Origin of the sequence: Pseudomonas sp. PKS, from assembly GCF_051913525.1 — a bacterium.
Classification (GTDB): domain Bacteria; phylum Pseudomonadota; class Gammaproteobacteria; order Pseudomonadales; family Pseudomonadaceae; genus Aquipseudomonas; species Aquipseudomonas guariconensis_D.
Genome location: NZ_JBEGDO010000012.1, coordinates 50,404 through 75,113 on the forward strand (window position 1 = coordinate 50,404; position 24,710 = coordinate 75,113).

Annotated in this window: 19 protein-coding genes and 1 tRNA gene; 13 read left to right on the plus strand and 7 right to left on the minus strand. The window is 63.1% G+C overall.

The window, feature by feature from the left end; genetic code table 11:
* The first annotated feature begins 15 nt into the window (after nt 1-15).
* The 12 genes from ABOA88_RS14115 to ABOA88_RS14170 all read left to right on the plus strand — a co-directional run bounded on the left by ABOA88_RS14115 (nt 16) and on the right by ABOA88_RS14170 (nt 15,024).
* A complete protein-coding gene (locus ABOA88_RS14115; RefSeq protein ID WP_367850661.1) occupies nt 16-3,759 on the plus strand; it encodes a bifunctional diguanylate cyclase/phosphodiesterase in 3,744 nt (1,247 codons plus the stop codon).
* Nucleotides 3,760-3,774: 15 nt separating this feature from the next.
* Nucleotides 3,775-3,851 (plus strand) — tRNA-Ile (locus tag ABOA88_RS14120).
* 308 nt (nt 3,852-4,159) lie between these two features.
* Nucleotides 4,160-4,621: an Lrp/AsnC family transcriptional regulator gene (locus tag ABOA88_RS14125; RefSeq protein WP_196167842.1), complete on the plus strand. Its 462-nt coding sequence runs from the start codon at nt 4,160-4,162 to the stop codon at nt 4,619-4,621.
* A gap of 208 nt (nt 4,622-4,829) precedes the next feature.
* On the plus strand, nt 4,830-6,512 hold the full coding sequence (locus ABOA88_RS14130; protein WP_043210361.1) for a flavin monoamine oxidase family protein: 1,683 nt from the start codon (nt 4,830-4,832) through the stop codon (nt 6,510-6,512).
* Nucleotides 6,513-6,526: 14 nt separating this feature from the next.
* Entirely contained in the window at nt 6,527-7,321 is a 795-nt protein-coding gene (locus tag ABOA88_RS14135) for a carbon-nitrogen hydrolase family protein (RefSeq protein ID WP_196167843.1), read from the plus strand.
* Between the two features lie 85 nt (nt 7,322-7,406).
* Nucleotides 7,407-9,725, plus strand: coding sequence for a pyrroloquinoline quinone biosynthesis protein PqqF (gene pqqF, locus ABOA88_RS14140; protein ID WP_367850660.1), 2,319 nt, complete (start codon nt 7,407-7,409; stop codon nt 9,723-9,725).
* A gap of 168 nt (nt 9,726-9,893) precedes the next feature.
* The gene (gene pqqA / locus ABOA88_RS14145; RefSeq protein WP_003243383.1) at nt 9,894-9,965 is read left to right on the plus strand and encodes a pyrroloquinoline quinone precursor peptide PqqA; all 72 of its coding nucleotides are present in this window, start codon (nt 9,894-9,896) and stop codon (nt 9,963-9,965) included.
* 77 nt (nt 9,966-10,042) lie between these two features.
* Nucleotides 10,043-10,954 carry a pyrroloquinoline quinone biosynthesis protein PqqB gene (gene pqqB, locus ABOA88_RS14150; RefSeq protein WP_196167845.1) on the plus strand — a complete coding sequence of 304 codons (912 nt, stop codon included), beginning with the start codon at nt 10,043-10,045 and terminating at the stop codon, nt 10,952-10,954.
* Between the two features lie 88 nt (nt 10,955-11,042).
* Nucleotides 11,043-11,798, plus strand: a complete 756-nt coding sequence (gene pqqC / locus ABOA88_RS14155; RefSeq protein ID WP_367850659.1) for a pyrroloquinoline-quinone synthase PqqC — start codon at nt 11,043-11,045, stop codon at nt 11,796-11,798.
* Complete coding sequence (gene pqqD, locus ABOA88_RS14160; RefSeq protein WP_070571951.1) at nt 11,795-12,070, plus strand: pyrroloquinoline quinone biosynthesis peptide chaperone PqqD; 276 nt, start codon at nt 11,795-11,797, stop codon at nt 12,068-12,070. The genes pqqC and pqqD overlap by 4 nt, the downstream gene beginning before the upstream one ends.
* Nucleotides 12,042-13,202, plus strand: coding sequence for a pyrroloquinoline quinone biosynthesis protein PqqE (pqqE, locus tag ABOA88_RS14165; protein WP_437437071.1), 1,161 nt, complete (start codon nt 12,042-12,044; stop codon nt 13,200-13,202). Before pqqD ends, pqqE begins: the two co-directional genes overlap by 29 nt.
* Nucleotides 13,168-15,024 (plus strand): S9 family peptidase, encoded by a 1,857-nt coding sequence (locus tag ABOA88_RS14170; RefSeq protein ID WP_367850658.1) that lies wholly within the window; start codon nt 13,168-13,170, stop codon nt 15,022-15,024. Before pqqE ends, ABOA88_RS14170 begins: the two co-directional genes overlap by 35 nt.
* A gap of 57 nt (nt 15,025-15,081) precedes the next feature.
* Here ABOA88_RS14170 and ABOA88_RS14175 read toward each other — a convergent pair whose 3' ends face one another.
* Both ABOA88_RS14175 and ABOA88_RS14180 read right to left on the minus strand, forming a co-directional pair.
* On the minus strand, nt 15,082-15,240 hold the full coding sequence (locus ABOA88_RS14175) for a YqaE/Pmp3 family membrane protein (RefSeq protein ID WP_009681539.1): 159 nt from the start codon (nt 15,238-15,240) through the stop codon (nt 15,082-15,084).
* A gap of 166 nt (nt 15,241-15,406) precedes the next feature.
* Nucleotides 15,407-16,684, minus strand: coding sequence for an aspartate aminotransferase family protein (locus tag ABOA88_RS14180; RefSeq protein WP_367850657.1), 1,278 nt, complete (start codon nt 16,682-16,684; stop codon nt 15,407-15,409).
* 188 nt (nt 16,685-16,872) lie between these two features.
* Here ABOA88_RS14180 and ABOA88_RS14185 point away from each other — a divergent pair, with 188 nt between their 5' ends.
* Nucleotides 16,873-17,796 (plus strand): LysR family transcriptional regulator, encoded by a 924-nt coding sequence (locus tag ABOA88_RS14185; protein ID WP_043210345.1) that lies wholly within the window; start codon nt 16,873-16,875, stop codon nt 17,794-17,796.
* Between the two features lie 318 nt (nt 17,797-18,114).
* Here the strand turns inward: ABOA88_RS14185 and ABOA88_RS14190 are convergent, their stop codons facing one another.
* The 5 genes from ABOA88_RS14190 to bioD all read right to left on the minus strand — a co-directional run bounded on the left by ABOA88_RS14190 (nt 18,115) and on the right by bioD (nt 24,709).
* A complete protein-coding gene (locus ABOA88_RS14190; RefSeq protein ID WP_367850656.1) occupies nt 18,115-19,893 on the minus strand; it encodes an acyl-CoA dehydrogenase C-terminal domain-containing protein in 1,779 nt (592 codons plus the stop codon).
* A 131-nt stretch (nt 19,894-20,024) separates the two neighbouring features.
* Nucleotides 20,025-21,311: a GGDEF domain-containing protein gene (locus ABOA88_RS14195; protein WP_196167851.1), complete on the minus strand. Its 1,287-nt coding sequence runs from the start codon at nt 21,309-21,311 to the stop codon at nt 20,025-20,027.
* Between the two features lie 181 nt (nt 21,312-21,492).
* Nucleotides 21,493-23,298, minus strand: coding sequence for a phenylacyl-CoA dehydrogenase (locus ABOA88_RS14200; RefSeq protein ID WP_196167852.1), 1,806 nt, complete (start codon nt 23,296-23,298; stop codon nt 21,493-21,495).
* Between the two features lie 316 nt (nt 23,299-23,614).
* Nucleotides 23,615-23,911, minus strand: a complete 297-nt coding sequence (locus ABOA88_RS14205; RefSeq protein WP_043215853.1) for a hypothetical protein — start codon at nt 23,909-23,911, stop codon at nt 23,615-23,617.
* A 117-nt stretch (nt 23,912-24,028) separates the two neighbouring features.
* A complete protein-coding gene (gene bioD / locus ABOA88_RS14210) occupies nt 24,029-24,709 on the minus strand; it encodes a dethiobiotin synthase (protein ID WP_196167853.1) in 681 nt (226 codons plus the stop codon).
* Between the last annotated feature and the right edge of the window lies 1 nt (nt 24,710).

Below are 24,710 nucleotides of genomic sequence, written 5' to 3' on the forward strand. Positions count from 1 at the left end.
GAATGAGAGGCCGCTATGTCCTTTGTGCCGGCCCTTCTGTTGCTGATCCTGCTTGCGTGGAACACAACGGCCGGCGCCCTGACCCTGACTGATGAAGAAAAAGCCTGGCTCAGCGCTCACCCACACCTGCGCCTGGGCGTCGATGCCTCCTGGCCGCCATTCGAGTTTCGCGACCAGAACGACCGTTACCAGGGATTGGCCGCCGATTACATCGCCCTGATCCAAGAGCGTCTGGGGATATCGCTCAAACCGATCGAGCCCAGCAATTGGACCGAGGTATTGCAGCAGGCGAGGGAAAAACGCATCGACCTGCTCCCCGGCATCATGTCGACCCCCGAACGCCAGCAATACCTCGCCTTCACCCGCCCCTACCTGGACTTTCCCATTGTCATCCTGGCCCACAAGGGCGGCCCACAGCCCCGTACCCTCGAAGACCTGTATGGGCTGAAGGTTGCCGTGGTGGAAAACTACGCACCCCATGAGCTGCTGCGCACTCACCACCCGGACCTGAACCTGGTGGCACTGCCCAACGTCAGCTCCTCCCTTCAGGCCCTGGCGACAGATGAAGTGGACGCCGCGGTCGGTGACCTCGCCTCGAGCATCTGGGCCCTGCGCCAGCTAAAACTCGACGGCCTGTACGTCAGCGGTGAGACGCCCTATCGCTATCAACTGGCCATGGCGGTCCAGAAGGACAACAAGGTACTGGTCGGCCTCCTCGACAAGGTCATGGCCGACATGACCACGGCAGAAATCAGCCACATCCAGCAACGCTGGGTCGGGAACGTCGTCGACCAGCGGTCGTTCTGGAGTGACATGCTGCTCTACGGCCTGCCAGCGGTCTTGCTGCTGCTTGCCGGCCTGGCGGTGGTCATTCGTATCAACCGACGCCTGAGTTCGGAAATTTCCCGACGCATCGCCCTCGAACAGGAACTGCGCAGCAGCGAGTATCACTACCGCAGCCTGGTCGAAAGCCTGTCCGCCATCGCCTGGGAAGCCGATGCCAACGACTTCACGTACAGCTATGTCTCTCCCCATGCCGAAGACCTGCTCGGCTACCCCTTGAGTGATTGGCTGCGCCCCGGCTTCTGGCGCAGCATCCTGCATCCTGAGGACGCGCTCTGGGCCCAGGCCTATTGCGACAGCGAAACCGCCGCCGGGCGCGACCACAGCCTCGACTATCGGGTGATCCGCGCCGACGGTCACGCCCTCTGGGTGCGCAATATCGTCAGCATGATCGAACACGGCCACCGCCCGTTGCTGCGGGGCTTGATGATCGACATCAGCGAAACCAAGCGTACGGAAGACGCCCTGCGCCTGTCGGAACAGAAGTTCGCCTCGGTGTTCCAGCAGTGCCCGGATATCCTGGTGATCGCCCGCCATAGCGACGGCTGCCTGCTGGAAGTCAACGAAGCCTTCGAGGAGCAGATTGGCCTGAGCCCAGGCCAGGTGATCGGTCGCACCGCCACCGAACTGGACCTGTGGGCCGTGGCCGGGGCGGGCCCCGCTCTGCTCGAGCGCCTGCAGCAAGGCGGTATCCGCAACCTGGAAATGAGCTTTCGCCGCAGCAACGGCCAGGTATTCACCGGCCTGACCTCTGCCGAGACCTTCGACCTCGACGGCACCCGGGCCATGGTCGTGGCGGTGCGCGACATCAGCCAACTGAAGGAAACCCAGCAACAGTTGCAGACCTCCGAAGAGAAGTTCGCCAAGGCCTTCCATGCCTCCCCCGACGGCCTGTTGCTGTCGCGCCAAAGCGACGGTTTGTTGCTCGAAGTGAACGAAGGGTTCTGCCGCCTTACCGGCTATGACATCAATCCGGCCCTGGACCAGACCTCCCTGGACCTGGGCATCTGGGTCGATCTCAACGAGCGCAAGCGCCTGATCGAGCAATTGCAGCGCGACGGCTTCGTGCGCGACTTCAGTTGTCATATCCGGCGCAGCGATGGGCAGATCCGCCTGTGCGAGCTCTCCGCCAGGCCGCTGCCGATCGAAAGCACCGACTGCATGCTGACCATCGCCCGGGACATCACCGAGCGCCATCTGATGCAGGAAAAACTGCAACTGGCCGCCACGGTGTTCGAGAACACTGCCGAAGGGGTGCTCATCACCGATCCCGACCAGCGCATCAACGCCGTCAACCGCGCCTTCAGCGAGATCACCGGCTACAGCGAGATCGAAGCCCTTGGGCAAACGCCGCGCCTGCTCGCGTCCGGGCAGCACGACAGCGCGTTCTACGCGGCCATGTGGCACCAGTTGACTGCCGAAGGCCATTGGCAAGGCGAGATCTACAACAAGCGCAAGAATGGCGAGTTCTACCCCGGCTGGCTGACCATCAGCGCCGTGCGCAACCGCGACCATGAGATCACCCACTTCGTGGCAGTGTTCGCTGATATCTCCAGCCTCAAGCTGGCCCAAGCCAAGCTCGATTACCAGGCCCACCACGACCCGCTGACGGGCCTGCCCAACCGTGCGTTGTTCGAAAAACGCCTGCAGGCTGCCCTCACGTGCCCGCAAGAGGCCAACCGCCAGGGTGCGGTGCTGTTTCTCGATCTGGACCGCTTCAAGCACATCAACGACAGCCTCGGCCATCCGGTCGGCGACCTGCTGCTCAAAGGCATCGCCCAACGCCTAAGAGAGCAGGTACGCGACTTGGACACCGTGGCGCGGCTGGGCGGCGATGAGTTCATCATCCTCCTGCCCGGTCTGCATCGCCCAAGCGATGCCAGCGCCATCGCCAATAAGCTGCTGGCCTGCTTCCACGCCCCGTTCGAAGCCGGTGAACATGAGTTCTTCACCAGTGCCAGCATCGGCATCAGCCTTTATCCACAGGACGGTACCGACGTCGCCAACCTGATTCGCAACGCCGACGCGGCCATGTACCGCTCCAAGGCCAAGGGCCGCAACCGGGTCGAGGCCTACACCCGCGACCTGACCGCCCAAGCCAGCGAGCGTATCGCCCTGGAGCACGAACTGCGTCGCGCCATCGAGCGCAACGAAATGAGCCTGTGCTTTCAGCCTAAGTTCAGCCTCAAGACCCAGAACCTGGTGGGCGCAGAGGCCTTGATCCGCTGGCGCCATCCAAGCCTTGGCGACGTCCCGCCAGAGCAGTTCATCCACCTGGCCGAAGAGAACGGCACCATCTTGCAGTTGGGCGACTGGGTACTGGAGCAGGCCTGCCGGCAGATGTACGGCTGGAAGAACACCTACGAGCCGTTCGGCCCCTTGTCGATCAACCTCGCCGGCGCCCAACTGCGCCAGCCCAACCTGGCCAGACGCATCGAACACCTGCTCAAGACCTACCAGCTCAAGGCCGGGGACCTGCAGCTGGAAATCACCGAGAACTTCATCATGAGCCAGGCTGAGGAAGCCTTGGCCATCCTTCATCAGCTCAAGGCTCTCGGTGTCCAATTGGCCATCGACGACTTTGGCACCGGCTATTCGTCCCTGAGCTACCTCAAGCGTCTGCCCCTGGACATTCTCAAGATCGATCAGTCATTCATTCGCGGCCTGCCCAGCGATCCCCATGACGTCGCCATCACCCGCGCGATCATCGCCCTGGGGCGCAGCATGCAGTTGACCATCATTGCCGAAGGCGTCGAGAACCAGGCGCAGCAAAATTTTCTCGCCTGCGAAGGCTGCGAACAAATCCAGGGCTACATCGTCAGCCTGCCTCTGCCTGCGGAGGAGTTCGCCGCCACCTTCCTTCGCATAGCACTATCAGATCTTTCAGATGGCACCCACCTCAAACCCTCGTTATAATCCGGGCCACCTCTGGGGCCTATAGCTCAGTTGGTTAGAGCAGAGGACTCATAATCCTTTGGTCCACGGTTCGAGTCCGTGTGGGCCCACCATACTCAAAGCCGCGCACTGCGCGGCTTTTTGCTGTCTGGATGTTTGGCGGGTGCTCCCGAGGTTATGTAACACCGAGCGTGCCGATCCGGCGCCCTGGTTTTTCTTGTTGACACTTCTGCACACCAGCACTCAAGCAGCGCTTCAAAACTCACTTTCCGCCCTGCTCGATCATTCCAAGATTCCCCTCACCGCCAACTGCTGGTCAGCGTAGCGGCTGCGCTCTTATGATAACGGGCGGCCCAGGCAGGCACGCTTCCTCCTGCATAACACTCCCACCCCGCTGAACCGACTATCAAAGAGATTCGCCATGCCCGACGCCCGCTCCATCACCCTCGATGAAATCGACCGCCAGTTGATCTCCCTGCTGCAGATTAACGCCCGGGAAAGCGTCGCCACCCTCGCCCGGCACTTGGGTATTGCCCGTACTACCGTCAATTCCCGTCTGGAGCGGCTGGAGAAGAGCAAGATCATCACCGGCTACGGTGTGCGTCTGGGCCAGCGGATGCGTGGAGGGGGCCTGCAGGCCTATGTGGGCATCAAAGCACAGCCGCGTTCGGGCAAGGACATCGTGCGACGCCTCAGCGCCATGGGCCAGGTTCAGCAGTTGTGCGCGGTCAGTGGCGAATTCGACTATGTGGCCTGGCTGAGCAGCGACTCGCCAGAACAACTGGACCAGTTGCTTGATCAGATCGGCAGCCTGGAAGGGGTCGAGAAAACCACGACCTCCATCATTCTCAGCAGCAAGGTCGACCGGGGCCAACCGGGCTGATCATTCAGCCTCGAAACGAAGGCGGCGTTGCTCCTGGTGAAAAGTATTCGTCACTCTGCACGATCAAGCAGTCATTAAGACGATAAATTTCACATAACGACGCCACTCTGCACCTTAATTACGAACGTCCCGCTTCATAAAATGGCCTCCAGACATTTTCTATACTCAGGCTCCGCCTTCTGCGTAGCCTCCCTGGCAAGGTCATCACATGAACAAGAAAAACCGCCACCCCGTCGACGGCAAGAAACCTGTCACCATCTTCGGCCCGGACTTCCCCTTCGGCTTTGACGACTGGCTGGAACACCCGGCCGGCTTGGGCAGCATTCCAGCCGAGCGTCATGGCGAAGAAGTGGCGATCGTCGGTGGTGGCATCGCAGGTCTGGTGGCGGCCTACGAGTTGATGAAGCTGGGCCTCAAGCCGGTGGTGTACGAAGCCTCGAAACTGGGTGGGCGTCTGCGCTCGCAGGCCTTCAACGGCACTGACGGCATCGTCGCCGAACTGGGCGGCATGCGCTTCCCGGTCTCGTCCACGGCGTTCTATCACTATGTCGACAAACTGGGCCTGGAAACCAAGCCTTTCCCCAACCCGCTGACCCCAGCCTCCGGTAGCACGGTCATCGACCTGGAAGGCCAGACCTATTACGCCGAGAAGATTTCCGACCTGCCGGCATTGTTCCAGGAAGTGGCCGATGCCTGGGCCGACGCCCTGGAAAGCGGCGCCCAGTTCAGCGAGATCCAGCAAGCCATCCGTGACCGCGATGTACCGCGCCTGAAAGAGCTGTGGAACACCCTGGTTCCGCTGTGGGACGACCGCACCTTCTATGATTTTGTCGCCACTTCGCGCTCCTTCGCCAAGCTCAGCTTCCAGCACCGCGAAGTCTTTGGCCAAGTCGGCTTCGGCACCGGTGGCTGGGACTCGGACTTCCCCAACTCGATGCTGGAAATCTTCCGCGTGGTGATGACCAACTGCGACGACCATCAGCACCTGGTGGTCGGCGGCGTCGAGCAAGTGCCTCAGGGCATCTGGCGTCACGTACCCGAGCGTTGCGCCCACTGGCCAGCCGGCACCAGCCTAAGCTCGCTGCATGGCGGCGCGCCACGCGGCGGGGTCAAGCGCATACACCGCGCGGCCGATGGCAGCCTGGCGGTCACCGACACCTGGGGCGATACCCGCAATTACGCCGCAGTGCTCGCGACCTGCCAGACCTGGCTGCTGACCACCCAGATCGACTGCGAGGAGTCGCTGTTCTCGCAAAAGATGTGGATGGCCCTGGACCGCACCCGCTACATGCAGTCGTCGAAGACCTTCGTCATGGTCGACCGGCCGTTCTGGAAGGACAAGGACCCGGAAACCGGGCGCGACCTGATGAGCATGACGCTCACCGACCGCCTGACCCGTGGCACCTACCTGTTCGATAACGGCGACGACAAGCCGGGGGTCATCTGCCTGTCCTACGCGTGGATGAGCGATGCCCTGAAGATGCTGCCGCACCCGACCGAAAAACGTGTGCAGCTGGCCCTCGATGCACTGAAGAAGATCTACCCGAAAACCGATATTGCGGGGCACATCATCGGCGATCCGATCACCATTTCCTGGGAAGCCGACCCTTACTTCCTCGGCGCCTTCAAAGGCGCGCTGCCAGGGCACTACCGCTACAACCAGCGCATGTACGCGCACTTCATGCAGCAGGACATGCCTGCCGAGCAGCGCGGCATCTTCATTGCTGGCGACGATGTGTCGTGGACCCCAGCCTGGGTGGAAGGCGCGGTGCAGACATCGCTGAACGCGGTGTGGGGTATCATGAACCACTTCGGCGGCAAGACCCATCCTGAAAACCCGGGCCCAGGCGATGTCTTCCATGACCTCGGCCCGATCGCCCTGCCGGACTGACACGAGGACGCACCATGCGCATCGCCCTGTACCAAGGCGCGCCAAGGCCACTGGACGTACCCGGCAACCTCGAGCGCCTGCAACAGCAGGCGCAACTGGCCGCCGCTGGCGGCGCGCAGTTGCTGGTATGCCCGGAGATGTTCCTGACCGGCTACAACATCGGCCTGGGCGCCGTACAGCGCCTGGCTGAGCCCAACGACGGCCCGTCGGCCATGAGCGTGGTCGATATCGCCCAGGCCCATCGCATCGCCATCGCCTATGGCTATCCGGAGCGAGGCGAGGATGGCGCGCTGTATAACAGCGTGCAGTTGATCGACAGCCACGGTCGCAGCCTGTGCAACTACCGCAAGACGCACCTGTTCGGCGAACTGGACCGTTCGATGTTCAGCCCGGGCCCTGATCACTTCCCTGTGGTCGAGCTGGAGGGCTGGAGGCTGGGTATGTTGATCTGCTACGACATCGAGTTCCCGGAAAACGCCCGGCGCCTGGCGCTGGGCGGCGCCGAACTGATCGTGGTGCCGACGGCTAACATGCAGCCCTACGACTTCACTTGCCAGGTCACCGTGCGCTCGCGGGCACAGGAAAACCAGTGCTTCCTCGTCTATGCCAATTATTGCGGGGCCGAGGATGAGATCCACTACTGCGGCCAAAGCAGCATCATCGGGCCGGACGGCAGCGTTCTGGCGATGGCCGGCCAGGAGGAGTGCCAGTTGGTGGCGGACCTTGACCACGAACGCGTAGTGCAAGGGCGCAAGGCATTTCCCTATCTGACCGACCTACGCTGCGAGCTTCATCTGCGTAATACCTGATACGCGCCAAGGCCGTGACGCGGCCCTCGCACGAAGCAGGCCCACGCCTGCAGATCAGGGCCGACCAATGCGTTAGGATTACGCCATGCCTGACGCCACCCGCCACCTCACCCTCTCCAATGGCCTGCAGCTCACCCTGCGCCACGCCCCGCGCCTCAAACGCGCTGCCGCGGCCATCCGGGTGCATGCTGGAAGCCATGACGCTCCGACCAAATGGCCCGGGCTTGCGCACTTTCTCGAGCATCTGTTCTTTCTCGGCACCCACCGTTTCCCCCTGACAGACGGCCTGATGCGCTACGTGCAAGGCCTGGGCGGTCAGGTCAATGCCAGCACCCGCGAACGCACCACCGATTTTTTCTTCGAAGTCCCGCCACACGCGCTGGCAGGTGGTCTTGAGCGCCTGTGCCAGATGCTGGCGGAACCTGACCTGAGCATCGAGCGCCAACGCCGTGAGCGGGAAGTGATCCACGCGGAGTTCATCGCCTGGTCGCGCAACCCACAAGCCCAACGGCAATTCGCCCTGCTGCAGAGCGCAGCGCCTGCGCATCCGCTGGGCGGTTTTCACGCTGGCAATCGATACTCCCTGGCCATACAGGCGCCAGCATTCCAGTTGGCGCTGCGCGACTTCCATCGATGCTACTACCACGGTGGGCAAATGGTGCTCAGCCTGTGCGGCCCCCAATCGCTGGACGATCTTCAAGCGTTGGGCACACGCTTTGGCCTGTTGCTGGCCGCTGGCGAACCCGTCGCGCGAGCCCAGTCCCCGAGGCTCTCGCAGCGTGCGCAGCCAGCCGCTGTAAGGGCCGATGATCATCTGGACCTGCTGTTTGCCCACGAGCATCTGCCCGAAGGCGCCGAAGCCGCCTTGGAGTTGCTGCTCGCCTGTCTGGGCGACAACCGGCCTGGCGGCTGGCTGGCCGACCTGCGCCAGCGCGGCTGGCTGCGCAGCTTCAAGGCCGAGCCCCTTTATGCTTATGCCGGGCAGTTGCTCTGGAGCGCACAGCTCAAGGTGAGCGAAGACGCCTCGCAAAGCGAGATCCTGGCCTCGCTCCAGGGCTGGCTGGGCTTTCTGCGCCAGGCCGATCACAACGCGCTGAACCGCACGCATGCCCAACTACAGCAACGTCGTACATACACTGCCAGCGCTCTGGAGCTGGCGCGCCGGGATAGCACAGGCCTGCCCTTTCGCCCCCTTGACGAGCAAGGCCTCGACGCCTTGCGCGCGCTGCTGGACAGCCTGCCGCACCGCGACCATGGCCACTGGCAACTACCGCCCGCCGACCCCCTTTTGCTGGCAACCCTGCCCCGCCCTGGGCGCGCGCCCTTGCCCGCGAATCTCGCGATCAGCAACGCCCTGCCCGCTTCACGCCGCTTTGCCGCGCTCTACCTGCGCTGGCACGTCAGCTCGCCCTTGGGCCAGCACTTCCAGCCCCTGCTTGAGCACTCGCTACAGCCGTTGGTCGAACGCGCCGAGCGGGCGTCGCTGCAGTTGGACTTCACGGCGAGCGGCAATGCCTGGCAGTTGCGCTGCGCAGGCGCACCGGAAGCGGTGATACGCACGCTCGACGAAGCCCTCCCGCTGCTACGCCAACCTGGCGTGGACGATTGGCAATCGCCACCGACGCCCAAGCCTGCGCTGGTTCCGATCCGCGCCTTGCTCCAGGCACTGCCCGATGCGATCCGGCATGACCCACCTCCACAGCCCAATGACTGTGTACTGAACCAAGCCTCACTTGACGCACTCTGGCAAACCGCTCGCTGGCAGGGCTTGGCGGTGGGGTTCGCCACGGCCGAGCAGTCAGCGCTGGCGGCGGCACTTCAGGGTGTGATGGGCACGCCTGAAACGCGCCATGCCCCTCCATCACTCGCGGGTCGCCGTTGGCATGCACTCCAGCCCCCAGGCAGCGAACAGGCGCTGCTGCTGTTCTGCCCACTGCCCGCGCACCAGCAAGCCGCTGGCCGCCTGCTCGCCCACCTGCTGCAAGGCCCGTACTACCAGCGTCTGCGTGTCGAATTGCAGTTGGGCTACGCCGTGTTCAGTACCTTTCGTCAGGTCGAAGGGGTCGGCGGACTGCTCTTCGGCGTGCAGTCGCCCAAGGCCAGCCATGCGCAGATCCTCGACCATATCCTGCATTTGCTCGATCAGAACCTGCCGCTCGACGCGCACGCCCGCGAAGACCTCGCCGCCCAACTTGAGGAAAGTGCCATGAACAATGTCGATGTCGCGCAATGGGCATGGCAGACACACCTGGCCACAGATGCCGACGATCTTGCCGCGCTGAGGCGGTCTATCCTGACGACAGAGCAAACGCATCTAGATCAGCTCAAGCAGCAGTTGCTGACAGCCGAGCATGGCTGGTTGTGCCTGGCCAACGCCCCGGCGCCGGATGCCAGTTGGCACTGAACGCAGCCGGATTGTTACAGAGACTGCAACGGCACTTTTCGAATAATTAACCTTTCGGTACAAATTTTTCTTGTAAGATAGCGCAATCTCAGTCAATGGAACCTCCTTCCCAAGGCGGCGCCAAACCAGTAACTGACCACCCAAACCTCATCCGGAAGGAGAACGCCCATGTGGACCAAACCTGCTTACACTGACCTGCGTATCGGCTTCGAAGTGACCATGTACTTCGCCAACCGCTAAGCATCGCTGCGATCAGACGCCTCGGTCCGCCGGGGCGTTTGCGTTTTTTGGCAACGGTTTTCGGATAGAGAGCAGCCATGTACATCCAGATTCTCGGTTCCGCCGCCGGTGGCGGGTTTCCCCAGTGGAACTGCAATTGCGCCAACTGCAAGGGCTATCGCGACGGCACCTTGCACGCCACGGCGCGTACCCAGTCCTCCATTGCACTGTCGGACGATGGCGAGCACTGGATCTTGTGCAACGCCTCGCCGGACATCCGTGCCCAGCTCCAGGCCTTCGCGCCAATGCAGCCAGCCCGCGCCCTGCGCGACACTGGTATCGACGCGATCGTCCTGCTCGACAGCCAGATCGACCACACCACCGGCCTGCTCAGCCTGCGTGAAGGCTGCCCGCACCAGGTCTGGTGCACCGAGATGGTCCACCAGGACCTGACCACCGGCTTCCCGCTGTTCAACATGCTCAGCCACTGGAATGGCGGCTTGGTGTGGAACCGCATCGAGCTCGAAGGCAGCTTCGTCATCCCAGCCTGCCCGAACCTTCGGTTCACCCCCTTCCCCCTGCGCAGCGCCGCGCCGCCCTATTCACCCCACCGCTTCGATCCACACCCCGGTGACAACCTCGGCCTGCTGGTGGAAGACACCCGCACTGGCGGCAAGCTGTTCTACGCCCCGGGCCTGGGCCAGGTCGACGACAAACTGCTGCAGATGATGCGGGGCGCCGATTGCCTGCTGGTCGATGGCACCCTGTGGGAGGATGATGAAATGCAACGCCGCGGTGTCGGCACCCGTACCGGCCGCGAGATGGGCCACCTGGCGCAGAACGGTCCAGGCGGCATGCTCGAGGTGCTGGACGGCTTCTCGCGTCAGCGCAAGGTGCTCATCCACATCAACAACACCAACCCGATTCTCGATGAGGACTCACCCGAGCGGGCCGAAGTGCAACGCCGCGGCGTGGAAGTGGCCTACGACGGCATGAGCATCGAGCTGTAACGGGGCTGCTCGGCCCTTGTGGGAACGGGTTCACCCGCTCCCACAGGCGGCGAAGTCAGCCGATAGTGCGTTCTATGGGAGTCAATTGATGAACGATGCACGACCCCTGTCCCCTGCTGAATTCGAGCAGGCCCTGCGCGCCAAGGGCGCCTACTACCACATCCACCACCCCTACCACGTGGCGATGTACGAAGGCCGCGCCACCCGTGAGCAGATCCAGGGCTGGGTGGCCAACCGCTTCTATTACCAGGTCAACATCCCGATGAAGGATGCTGCGATCCTGGCCAACTGCCCCGACCGCGAAGTACGCCGCGAGTGGATCCAGCGCCTGCTCGACCACGATGGCGCACCGGGCGAGGACGGCGGCATCGAGGCGTGGCTGCGCCTGGGCCAAGCCGTGGGCCTGGACCCGGACCAATTGCGCTCCCAGGCGTTGGTACTGCCGGGCGTGCGCTTTGCCGTGGACGCCTACGTCAACTTCGCCCGCCGCGCCAGTTGGCAGGAGGCCGCCAGCAGTTCGCTGACCGAGCTGTTCGCCCCGCAGATCCACCAATCGCGCCTGGACAGCTGGCCCACGCACTACCCCTGGATCGACCCGGCCGGGTACGACTATTTCCGCACCCGCCTGGGCCAAGCCCGGCGCGACGTGGAGCACGGCCTGGCGATCACCCTGCAGCACTACAAGACCCGCGAGGGGCAGGAGCGCATGCTGGAAATCCTGCAATTCAAGCTGGATATTCTCTGGAGCATGCTCGATGCCATGAGCATGGCCTATGAACTGAACCGCCCGCCCTACCACACCGTCACGGCTGAGCGGGTCTGGCACAAAGGGATCGCCCTATGAGTTTCGACCGCAAGCAAGTCCCCGCCTGGCGCCCGGGCTATCGTTTCCAGTACGAACCTGCGCAAAAAGGCCATGTCCTGCTATACCCCGAGGGCATGATCAAGCTCAATGAAAGCGCTGGCCTGATCGGCGCGCTGATCGACGGTGAGCGCGATGTGGCGGCGATCATCGCCGAGCTCGAGCGTCAGTTCCCGGATGTCCCGCAAGTCGCCGACGACATCGAGCAGTTCATGGAGGTGGCCCGTGCCGAACACTGGATCGTCCTCGCCTGAAGTGCCAGCCAAGGCCGAAGTCGGCCTGCCGCTGTGGCTGCTCGCCGAGCTTACCTACCGCTGCCCTTTGCAATGCCCGTACTGCTCCAATCCACTGGATTTCGCCCAACAGGGTCAGGAGCTCAGCACCGAACAGTGGTTCCGGGTGATGGCCGAGGCGCGCGAGCTGGGAGCGGCCCAACTGGGCTTCTCCGGCGGCGAGCCGTTGGTGCGCCCGGACCTGGCCGAGCTGATCGGCGAAGCCCGCCGCCTGGGCTACTACACCAACCTGATCACCTCCGGCATCGGCCTGACCGAGCAGAAGATCGCCGCCTTCAAGCAGGCCGGGCTGGACCACATCCAGATCAGCTTCCAGGCCAGCGACGAGCAGGTGAACAACCTGCTGGCAGGCTCCCGGAAGGCCTTCGCCCAGAAGCTGGAGATGGCCCGCGCAGTGAAGGCCCATGGCTACCCCATGGTGCTCAACTTCGTCACCCACCGGCACAACATCGACAAGATCGACCGCATCATCGAGCTGTGCATCGCCCTGGAGGCGGATTTCGTAGAACTCGCCACCTGCCAGTTCTACGGTTGGGCGCACCTCAACCGCCTGGGGCTGTTGCCGACCCGCGCCCAACTGGAACGGGCCGAGCGCATCACCAACGAATACCGCGAGCAACTCAAGGCCGCGGGCAACCCCTGCAAGCTCATCTTCGTCACCCCGGATTACTACGAGGAACGCCCCAAGGCCTGCATGAACGGCTGGGGCAGCCTGTTCTTGACCATCACGCCCGATGGCACCGCCCTGCCCTGCCACGGCGCACGCCAACTGCCAGTGCAGTTCCCCAACGTGCGCGACCACGATCTGCGGCATATCTGGTACGACTCCTTCGGTTTCAACCGCTTCCGTGGCTACAACTGGATGCCCGAGCCCTGCCGCTCGTGCGACGAGAAGGAAAAGGACTTCGGCGGCTGCCGCTGCCAGGCCTTCATGCTCACAGGCGATGCCAGCAACGCCGATCCGGTGTGCGCCAAATCCCCTGATCACGGCATCATTCTCAAGGCCCGTGAAGAAGCGCAAACCGCCCAGTTGACCATCGAAGAGATGACCTTCCGCAATGAGCGCAACTCACGAATCATCACCCGCGGCTGACTTCAGCGCCGCCCAGGCGGTCGCGGCCAGCACCGATTTCGCTGAACTCAAGGTCGGTGCCAACGGCGTATTCTGGAACGAATTCCGCCCCGCCGATGGCGCCTGCCGCCTCTGGCATTGGCGCAACGAGCAGGCCCACTGCCTGACGCCGGACGGTTTCAGCGCACGCAGCCGCGTCTATGAATACGGCGGCGGCAGCTTCTGCCTTGGTGGCGACGGCGTGGTGTTCGTCAATGAAGCCGACCAGCAGCTCTATACCCAGGCCCTCGACGGCTCCTCACCGCGCCCGCTGACCCAGGACGCGCAGTGCCGCTACGGCGATGTGCTGTGGCATGCGGGACGGGTACTGGCAGTCGAGGAGCGCCATGGCGAGTCGGTCGAGCACCGGCTCGTGGCCATCGGGTCCGAGGGGCGCGAGGTGTTGGCCGAGGGGGCTGATTTCTATGCCTCGCCCACCCTCAGCGACGATGGACAGCGCCTGGCCTGGATCGAGTGGGACCGCCCCGCGCAGCCCTGGACTCGCACCCGCCTGATGTGCCGGGCGCGCAACCATGACGGTCATTGGGGCACGGTGTACTGCCTGGCAGGGCATGGGCCGCGGGAGGTTTCACTGCAACAACCGCGCTTCGATGCCCAAGGCCAGCTCTATTGTCTCTCTGACCAAAACGGTTTCTGGCAACCCTGGGGCGAGATGGGAGGCACCTGGCAAGCCTTGCCTGCCGCAGCCGCCGACCATGCCGCCGCACCTTGGCAACTGGGCGCCAGCACCTGGCTACCGATCGGGCCGCAGGCGTACCTGGCCAGCTGGTTCGAGGATGGGTTCGGACTGCTGGGGCTGCACGGCGAAGATCGTCAGGTTCAGCGCCTGGGACGCGAATACACGCGTTTTCGCAGCCTCGCCGTGGATGCCGGGCATGTCTATGCCATCGCCGCCTCGCCCCTGACCCCGCCTGCGGTCGTCGCCTTCGATCGGCACACCGGCCAGAGCAGGGTACTTGCCGGCGGTGGGCTTGCGTTACCCGCCGACCGGGTCAGCCGCCCGCACCCCATCCAATACCCCAGTGGCAATGGCCAGGCCCATGGTTTCTTCTATCCGGCCATCGGCGCCGAAAGCCCGTCGCCGCTGGTGGTGTTCATCCATGGCGGACCGACCTCGGCCTGCTACCCGGTGTTCGATGCACGTATCCAGTACTGGGCCCAGCGCGGTTTCGCCGTGGCCGACCTCAACTACCGGGGCAGCACCGGCTATGGCCGTGCCTATCGCCAGGCCCTACACCTCAACTGGGGCGAGCTCGATGTGCAGGATGCCTGCGCCGCCGTCGACCATCTGGCCAAACTCGGCCTGGTCGACCCGCGTCAGGCCTTCATCCGCGGCGGCAGTGCCGGGGGCTACACCACGCTGTGTGCCTTGGCCTTCCATGATGTGTTCCGCGGGGGGGCGAGCCTCTATGGGGTCAGCGACCCGGTCGCCCTCGACCAAGTCACCCACAAGTTCGAAGGCGACTACCTGAGCTGGCTGATCGGTGATCCGCAACTCGACCACGAACGCTATCGCCAGCGCACGCCGTTGCTACATGCGGGCCAGATCAAGGTGCCGGTGATCTTCTTCCAGGGCGAGCTGGACGCCGTGGTGGTGCCCGAGCAGACCCGCGCGATGCTGGCTGCACTCAAAGCCAATGGCATCGAAGCCGAGGGGCACTTCTATGCCGGCGAGCGGCACGGGCTGCGCAAGGCGCAGAACCTGGCGCACGCGCTGGAGGAAGAATGGAAGTTCTATTGTCGGGTGCTGGGCGATAGACATCGGAGGCCTTTGCGCGGGTAAACCCGCTCCCACAGGACAGGCGGTGAGCCGTGTCGGAGCAGGTTTACTCGCGAAGTGTCAGCGCTTGGCGATGATGTACACCGCGTGCACGATGCCCGGAATGTAACCCAGCAATGTCAGCAGAATGTTCAGCCAGAACGCGCCGCCGAACCCGACCTGGAGGAATACGCCCAGTGGCGGCAGGATGATAGCGATGATGATGCGGATGAAATCCATGTTCGTCTCTCCTTGGAAGGGTTTCAAAAGAGACTAGCCGGGTAACGCCAGGGTTCCCTGACCAAGCGCCAGGCAAAAAAAAACGCCCCGAGCCAAAAACTGCTGGCCAAGGGCGATGCGCAGGAACGCGAGACGGTTCGTTCAAATTCGTAGTGCCCAGGGCCGGTCAGGCCGACACCTCGCGGCGACTGTGTTGCTGGGCATGCAAGCGGGCAAAGGCACGGGCCAAGCGCAGGAGCATCTCGTCGATGTTGCCCTTGCTCACGGTCAGCGCTGGCGAAAAGCGCACCACATCAGCCTGCGGTGCGTTGAGCAGCAGCCCCTCGTGCAGCGCCGCCTCGACCAGCTCGCGGGCCAAGTCCTCTTGCAGCTGCAGCGCCCAGAGCAGCCCTTGGCCACGCACTTCGCCCTGGCCATAGCGACCGGCCAGGCGGCTGAGGCCGTCACGCAGATGGCGACCGCTGTCCTGCACGTGTTCGAAGAAGCCTGGCTCGAGCACGGTCTCCAGCACCGCAAGGCCAGCCGCGCTCATCAGCGCGTTGCCATGATGGCTGCCCTCCAGCTCGCCCGGCTCGGCGCAGCATGCGCTGCCGCGGGCCAGCAAGGCCGCCAGCGGCACACCGCCACCCAGGCCTTTGCCCAAGGTAATGATGTCGGCGCGCACACCATAGGTCTGCTCGGCGAGCAAAGCGCCACAACGGCCAATGCCCGTCTGCACTTCGTCGAGAATCAGCAGGATGCCCAGCTCGCGACACAGACGCTCGACCCCTTGCAGATATTCGCGAGTCGCCGGGATCACTCCGGCCTCGCCCTGGATCGGCTCGAGCATGATCGCCACGGTGCGCGAGTCCACGGCGGCGTGCAGGGCCGCAAGGTCGTTGAAGGGCACCTTGCTGAAACCTGGCAGGCCGGGCTCGCAGCGATTGCAGGGCAACGGGTCGGAGGCCGACAGCGCCCCCAGGCTGCGCCCATGGCAGGCCTGGTTGGCGGTGATGATGTGATAGGCACCGTTGCGATGCAGCTGCCCCCATTTGCGCGCCAGCTTGATGGCGCCCTCGCAGGCCTCGGCACCGCTGTTGAGCAGGTAGGCTTGATCGCTGCCGGTGCTCTGGCAGAGGCGATCGACCAGACTCAGCAAGCCACGGCTATGGAACCCCGCGCCTGGGTTGATCAGCGCCTGGGCCTGGTTGCCCAGGGCCTTGACCAGCACGCTTGGGCTGTGGCCGAGGCTGTTGACGGCGCAGCCCTGGGTGAAGTCCAGGTAGGCATGGCCCTGGTTGTCCCACAGCCAAGAGCCCTGGCCTCGTACGAACACCTGCGGTGCCCGCTCGGCGCTTGGCATCAGCCGTTCGCGGGTCGGCTCCGACACCGCTGGCGCGCTCACCGGAGCAGGCTTGGGCTCGGCAGCGGCAGGGGCCGAACGGCGCAGGTTGAACAGGTTCATCGGGGCTCCAGCCAATCTGGGTCAGGGTCGGCAGCGGTTTATTTTGCCTTGCCTATCAAAAGTGTTTTTCTCTTCAGGTAACAATCGGCTCGTTGAGCGCTGTAACCCTTTGGAATACGGCGTTAGACTAGGCTTCAAGCCGACATTCGGCCATTTCGTTTTTCCAGCTTTTTCGATAAATAAAACTTATGGATTTTCGACAACTGCGCTATTTCGTCGCGGTGTATGAAGAGGGCCATGTGGGCAGGGCCGCCGAGCGCCTGTCGCTGTCCCAGCCGGCGTTGTCGCAGCAGATTCGCCAACTCGAACACAGCCTCGACCTGAGCCTGTTCGAACGCAGCAATAAACGCCTGCTGCCGACCCTCGCCGCCCACACCTTGTACAACCACGCCCTGCCCTTGCTTGACGGTCTGCAGCGTGCCCATGAAGCGATGCGCAATTTCAAGGGCCAGTCTCTACGCACGCTGGCAATCGGCGTACTGCAGACCGTGCGCCCGAGCCTGGTGCCGCAACTGCTGGAGCGCGTGCGCAGGGCTCAACCGCATCTTGTGGTGCAGATCTATGAATTGTCAGGGCTGGAAATCGAGCGGCGCCTGCTCAATGGCAGCCTGGATATCGGCATTAGCTACCTGCCGCCGCGCCAACCGGGCCTGCATGGGCTGTTGTTATACGAAGATGAACTTCAATTGGTCATCCCCAATACCCACCCCTTGAAGGACTTCAAGAAAGTCTCGTTGCGCCAGGCGGCTGAATTGCCGATGTTGATGCTCGGCGAAGAGTTCCAGATCCGGCAGATCTGGCAGGCGCAACTGGCCAGCCTGGGGCGCAGGCCGCAAGTGCAGGCGGAGATGAACAACATGGCGGGAATTCTCGACAGCCTGGCCCATACCGCCTTGGCAACCATCCTGCCCGGCCGGGCAAAGGATGCCACCGAAGATGACCAGGACTTGCTGTGGAAGCCTTTGAGCGAGCCGCGGGTGCCGCTGAAGGTCGGCCTGGTGTTCCGCGATGCCCAGCGCCAGCAGGCCTCGGTGGAACTGCTGCGTACCCTGCTGGAGGAAGAAACCGACGCCCGCCTGCCAGGCGTTTCGCCCTTGGACGTGCTTGGCTGAAAAACAAGCGGACAAAGAAAACCCCGCCGAAGCGGGGTTTTCCAGACTGTTTCCCTTGACGTCCATATCGCCCCACCACCCTGGCAGGAAATCCTACGTTGTCCCTGTTCTGTCCATTGCGCATCCTGCGCTACGTCCATGGGGTAAAGATTAGCCCTGGATCCAATTTCAGAAAAGAGGAAAAAAGCCACCGCGTCGTGTAAGAAATCACTTACACAAAAGTCTCAAAAGACGACATTCCGTGGAATCCCACTCGAAAAAAGCCCGCTCCTACCTGGCCAGTGATGACGGTGTAGGAGCGGGCTTACATGAGCAATATCAGAACTGTGCGGCGTCGAGCAGGTACAACGTCTCGCTTCCAGCCTTCACCGACGCCACCAGCGAATTCACGCGCAGCAGCAGGCGGGCGAAGTAGAAACGCGCGGTGCCAAGCTTGGCACCATAGAACGCCTCGTCTGCCTCACCGGCTCGAGCAGCGCGCGCCATCAAGGCCCACATGTAGCCATAAGCCACGTAGCCGAAGGCCTGTAGGTACTCCACCGAGGCCGCGCCGATCTCGTTAGGGTTGCCCTTGGCCTGCGCCATGACCCACTCGGTCAACCCGTCGAGCTCGTCGAGCGCGGTGGCCAGGGGCTGGGTGAACTCATCCAGCTCGGCGCCAGCGCTGCCAATGAACTGACGGATCTCATCGGAGAACAGACGGTAGAACGCGCCGCCACTGCCGACCACCTTGCGCCCCATCAGGTCCAGAGCCTGGATGCCGTTGGTGCCCTCGTAGATCTGGGTGATGCGCACATCGCGCACCAGTTGCTCCTGCCCCCATTCGCGAATGTAGCCGTGACCGCCAAACACCTGCTGGCCGTGGACGGTGCACTCAAGGCCCAGATCGGTGAGGAAGGCCTTGGCCACGGGTGTCAGCAACGCCACCAGCTCTTCGCTGCGCTTGCGTGTGGCGGCATCTTCGCTGTACTTGGCGCTGTCCAGTTGCAGGGCGACATAGGTGGAGAAGGCACGCCCGCCTTCGATCAGCGCCTTCATGGTCAGCAGCATACGACGCACGTCCGGATGGACGATGATCGGGTCAGCGGCCTTGTCTTTGGCTTGCGGGCCGGTCGGTGCCCGGCTCTGCAACCGCTCGCGAGCATACTCGACGGCGTTCTGGTAGGAGCGCTCGGCCGAAGCCAGGCCCTGGATGCCAACGCCCAGGCGCTCGTAGTTCATCATGGTGAACATGGCCGCCAGGCCTTTGTTCGGCTCACCCACCAGGTAACCGGTGGCGTCATCGAAGTTCATCACGCAGGTGGCCGAGGCCTGAATGCCCATCTTGTGCTCGATCGAGCCGCAGGTGACCGGGTTGCGTGAGCCCAGGCTGCCATCTTCGTTGACCAGGAACTTGGGCACCAGGAACAGCGAGATGCCTTTGGGGCCCGCCGGCGCATCCGGCAGCTTGGCCAGTACCAAGTGGATGATGTTCTCGGTCAGGTCGTGCTCGCCGCCGGTGATGAAGATCTTGGTGCCGCTGACCTTGTAACTGCCGTCAGCCTGGGGCTCGGCCTTGGTACGGATGATCCCCAGGTCGGTACCGGCATGGGGCTCGGTCAGGCACATGGAGCCCGCCCAGACACCGGCATACATGTTGGGCAGGTACTTTTCCTTCAGCGCCTCGCTGGCGTGGGCGTTGATCGACAGGCAGGCACCTGCGGTCAGCATCGGGTACAGGCCAAAGGCCAGGCTCGAGGCGTTGACCATCTCTTCGACCTGCGCCGAAATGGCTTTGGGCATGCCCATGCCGCCGAACAGCGGGTCACCACCCACGCCCACCCAGCCGCCTTCGGCGTAGGTCTTGTAGGCCTCGATGAAGCCCGCCGGGGTGCGCACGGCACCGTTGTCCCAATGGCAGCCTTCTTCATCACCGCTACGGCTTAGCCCAGCGATGGTCTTGCCGGTGACCTTGCCCGCCTCTTCCAGCACAGCCATGGCGGTATCCTGATCGACCGCCTCGGCCAAGGCCGGCAGTTGCGACCAGAGCTTAGCCACCTCGAAGACTTCATTCAGAACGAAACGCATGTCGCGCAGCGGCGCTTTGTACTCAGCCATGACAACCTCTCGCTATCAGGTCGGGGCGGTCCCACAGGACCGCGACACTAGGTTGAAGCCAGTGTAACCGAACAACTTTTACGAGACATAGGGTCATCATGCGACCAATTAGTCACATTCAGTCACGGCGATCATGACGCCATGCGAACCGCCCCGCGCCGGGGATGCTGCCCGAAAACCACGACGCAGTTACGACCGGCCCCCTTGGCGCTGTACAGCGCCTCGTCGGCGGACTTGAGCACTTCATCCGGTGAGCGATGATCCACCTGGCGTTCCGCGACACCAATGCTGATGGTCACCGAAACCGTACTGCCCGCGCCGCCCGCGCGGCGCTGACGTCCGGCCGAGTCGTCCTGTGGGCGGCTGTTCTGGTCACGCAACTGGATCGCATAGTTGGCGATCATTTCCCGCACCGCTTCCAGGTGCGGCGTGCACTCCTCGACCGTCTTGCCGGCAAAGACCAGCGCGAACTCCTCGCCACCGTAGCGATAGGCACGCCCACCGCCGGTGACACGCCCCAAGCGACTGGCGACCAGACGCAACACTTGGTCACCGACATCATGGCCATGGGTGTCGTTGAATTTCTTGAAGTGGTCCACGTCGGTCATCGCGATCACATAGTTGCGCCCCAGACGCTGCATGCGCTCATTCAGAGCGCGGCGCCCCGGCAGGCCGGTCAGCTCATCGCGAAAGGCCATTTGATAGGCCTCATGAGACACCGCCGCCGCGATCATCAGCATGACCTGGCTGCACATGATGTTGAGGGTGAACGGCAGGATGAATGTCTTGGGCAACATCCAGAAGATGCCGATCAGACCGATGATCTGCGCCGCATGCAAGGGTCGCGGCTGGCGCAGGTACTGCACCACCAAAAGAACGAACATCCCCAGGAACAGCGGGTAGGCCAGCTGGATCAGGCTCATCCATTGACCATGCAGCGATGGCCAACGTATCTCCGCCAACCAGCTCAGCAGTGCCTGCGGAAAACTTTGCTCCAACGCCACCGCCACGCTGCCGACGGCGAACAGCACGGCGAAGCGGGCGAGCAGGTCCTGGGCCAGGTGGGTGCGCTCCTGCCACGCCGCGAACAGCCCGAACAGAATGGGCAACAGCAGGCAGACCAGGTGGAACACGACCGCCGCGTCCTCTCGGACCCGGCCATTGTCGCGGTAGAAATCGGTCTGCGTGTCGAGCAGGAAATAGGCGATGTACACCGTGACCATCAAGAACAGCTCGCGCTGACGACGGTACACCGCGCAATAGGCACCGCCGAGCAACAGCACCAATGTCGGTAGCACATTGAACAGGGAGGTGAAGAAGACACTGAGGTCCCTCACATAAGCTGCTGCCAGCCCCGACAGCAACAGGAACAACGAAGGCAGGAAATGGCTCACGCGTACAGCGGATAAACGAAACAAAAGGCAATCTCCGACCCGGCAGATCAATAATAGCATTGTGCCTCTAGTTCATCGGCAGCGCACATGAATAGATGAATACACGGGACGTTTAAAACGATTGCTGGATGTGTGCTTCCAGCGCCAGACATAAAAAAACCGCCTGCCGGTGAAGGCAGGCGGTTCTTTCAGGCTACCGCGTGGCTCAGCAGGACAGACCGAAGTCTTCTTCCTTCATGGCCATCAGGTTGCCCGCGCCGGACAGCATTGCCGCCACGTGCGCACGGGTACGCGGCAGGATACGCTGGAAGTAGAAGCGCGCGGTTTGCAGCTTGGCAGTGTAGAACGCCTCTTCGCTGGTGCCGGCAGCCAGCTTCTCGGCAGCCAGGCGGGCGATGTCGGCCCAGAAGTACGCCAGGCAGGCGTAGCCGGAATACATCAGGTAGTCCACCGAGGCAGCACCGACTTCCTCGCGGTCTTTCATCGCGGCCATGCCCACCTTCATGGTCAGCTCGCCCCACTCCTTGTTCAGCGCGGCCAGCGGCTCGACGAACTCCTTGACGGCTTCGTTGCCTTCCTGGGCCTGGCAGAACTTGTGCACGATCTTGGTGAAGCCCTTGAGCGCCTCGCCCTGGGTCATCAGCACCTTACGACCGAGCAGGTCCAGGGCCTGGATACCGGTGGTGCCCTCGTACAGCATGGAGATACGGCTGTCGCGCACGTTCTGCTCCATGCCCCACTCGGCGATGAAGCCGTGGCCGCCGTAGATCTGCACACCGTGGTTGGCGGCCTCAAAGCCGACTTCGGTCATGAAGGCCTTGGCGATCGGGGTCATGAAGGCCAGCAGGGCGTCGGCTTTCTTGCGCTCTTCCTCGTCCTGGCTGTACTTGACGATGTCCACCTGTTTGGCGGTGAAGTAGACCATGGCGCGGTTGCCTTCGGCAAAGGCCTTCATGGTCAGCAGCATGCGACGCACATCCGGGTGGACGATGATCGGGTCGGCGGCTTTGTCTGGGGCTTTCGGGCCGGTCAGCGAACGCATCTGCAGACGCTCGCGGGCATACTTCAGGCCACCCTGGAAAGCCACCTCGGCATGGGCCAGGCCCTGCAACGCGGTGCCCAGGCGAGCGGTGTTCATAAAGGTGAACATGCAGTTCAGGCCCTTGTTGGCAGGGCCAATCAGGAAGCCAGTAGCGCCGTCGAAGTTCATCACGCAGGTGGCGTTGCCGTGGATACCCATCTTGTGCTCGATGGAGCCACAGCTCACGGCGTTGCGCTCGCCCACACCACCTTCGGCGTTGGGCAGGAACTTCGGCACGATGAACAGCGAGATGCCCTTGGTGCCCGCCGGGGCATCGGGCAGGCGGGCGAGGACGATATGGACGATGTTGTCGGCCATGTCGTGCTCGCCAGCGGAAATGAAAATCTTGGTGCCGGACACCTTGTAGGAACCATCCGCCTGAGGCTCGGCCTTCGTGCGCAGCATGCCCAGGTCAGTACCGCAGTGCGGCTCGGTCAGGCACATGGTGCCGGTCCATTCACCGGTCACCAGTTTGGTCAGGTAGGTGTGCTGCTGCTCAGCGGTGCCGTGGGCAGACAGGGTGTTCATGGCGCCATGGGACAGGCCTGGGTACATGCCCCAGGACCAGTTGGACTCACCGACCATTTCGCTGATGGCAAGGCCCAGGGACTCAGGCAGGCCTTGGCCGCCGTGTTCGACGTCATGTGCAAGGCTCGGCCAGCCACCTTCGACGAACTGCTGGTAGGCCTCCTTGAAACCGGTCGGGGTCTTAACGCCCGACTCGCTCCAGGTGCAGCCTTCCAGGTCACCGACACGGTTCAGCGGCGCCAGCACCTGTTCACAGAACTTCGCGCCTTCCTCGAGGATCGCGTCGACCATGTCGGGCGTGGCGTCCTGGCAACCCGGCAGGCTCTGATAATGCGCCTCGTAGCCGAGCAGCTCGTCACGGACGAAGCGAATATCACGCAAGGGGGCTTTGTAATCAGGCATAGCGATGAACCTCTGTGATGAGTCCAGTGGAGAGACCGCAGGTACCAACCAGCTCTTGGCGGCTTTCGGTCAAACAGTTGTTTGAAACTTACGTTTAGCTCCGCCCAATGTCAAGGATGGACTATGGTGCCATTTACGCCGCGAAACATGACATATACGCCATGACTTCCTAGACAACCTTGGATGCCGCAGCCTGTTCTCGGGCTTACCCGCGAACAGGACGACACAGACAACGAAGCCGTCTGGTTGAGATCAGAAAATCAGCGTGTAGAACCGCCGCTCCACAAGAAGTCTAGGCGGTGCGTGAGGGGTTGGATCAGACGTAGGTATCGATGAACCGGCCAAGCATTTCGTCCGAGGCCTTGGCGACTTTCACGCCCAGTGCGACTTCATGCTTGCCCAGCGCCAACTCGACGGTGCTGGTGGCCAGGTCCATCTGCTGGCTGCGATCGACCGCCCGCAGGCGCTCGGCCTGATAGTCGCTGGACTGGCTGGTGGCGGCACGCTCGACGGTGCTGCTGGCGATTTGACTGGCGGCTTGGTCGACTCGGTTCTGCCCGGCCTGGATGGCGCCAAGGCCAGCGTAATAGGCAGTGCTACCGGTGATTTCCATGTCGGGACTCCAAAGACGCAGGATGCAAGGTCAGGCTTATTAAAGCAGCCGAAAGCGCAAAAGGCCCGTTTAAATACCTAATAGCCTTGTGCCACTTAATAGACAATGCTGAGCACGTCAATCCAGAAGATCCAGGTGCAGGTGCTCCGCCACGGCCTCGGCCGTGGCCTGCTTGAGCCTTGGCACCCGCCCCAGGCAAGGCGCCGGCAATCGCTCGGCGAGGCTGGCGAGGTTCTCTTCCAGACGCGACGTCCGCGGGTCGACGATATTGGCCACCCACCCCGCCAGTTGCAGCCCGTCACGGGCGATCGCTTCGGCGCTCAGCAAAGCGTGGTTGATACAACCCAGACGCACACCCACCACCAGGATCACCGGCAGCTTCAAGGCTATGGCCAGGTCCGACAGATTGGCATGGGCGGACAACGGCACCCGCCAGCCCCCCGCCCCCTCCACCAGCGTGAAGTCGGCCCCCTGGGCCAGTACATGCTGCATCGCCTGCAGCAGCACCGGCACGTCCAGGCTGACCCCAGCCTCACGCGCCGCCACATGCGGAGCGATGGCCGGCTCGAACGCGAACGGATTGACCTGCTCGTAAGGCAGCTTCACCGAGCTTTCGGCGATCAGGGCCAGGGCATCGGCGTTGCGCAGGCCCTTGGCGCCTGGCGTGCAGCCTGATGCCACCGGCTTGGCGCCCAGGGTGCTCAAGCCCTCCAACCGCGCCGCATGAAGCAGCCCGGCCGCGATGGTGGTCTTGCCGACATCGGTGTCGGTGCCCGCGATGAAATAGGCCTGGCTCATC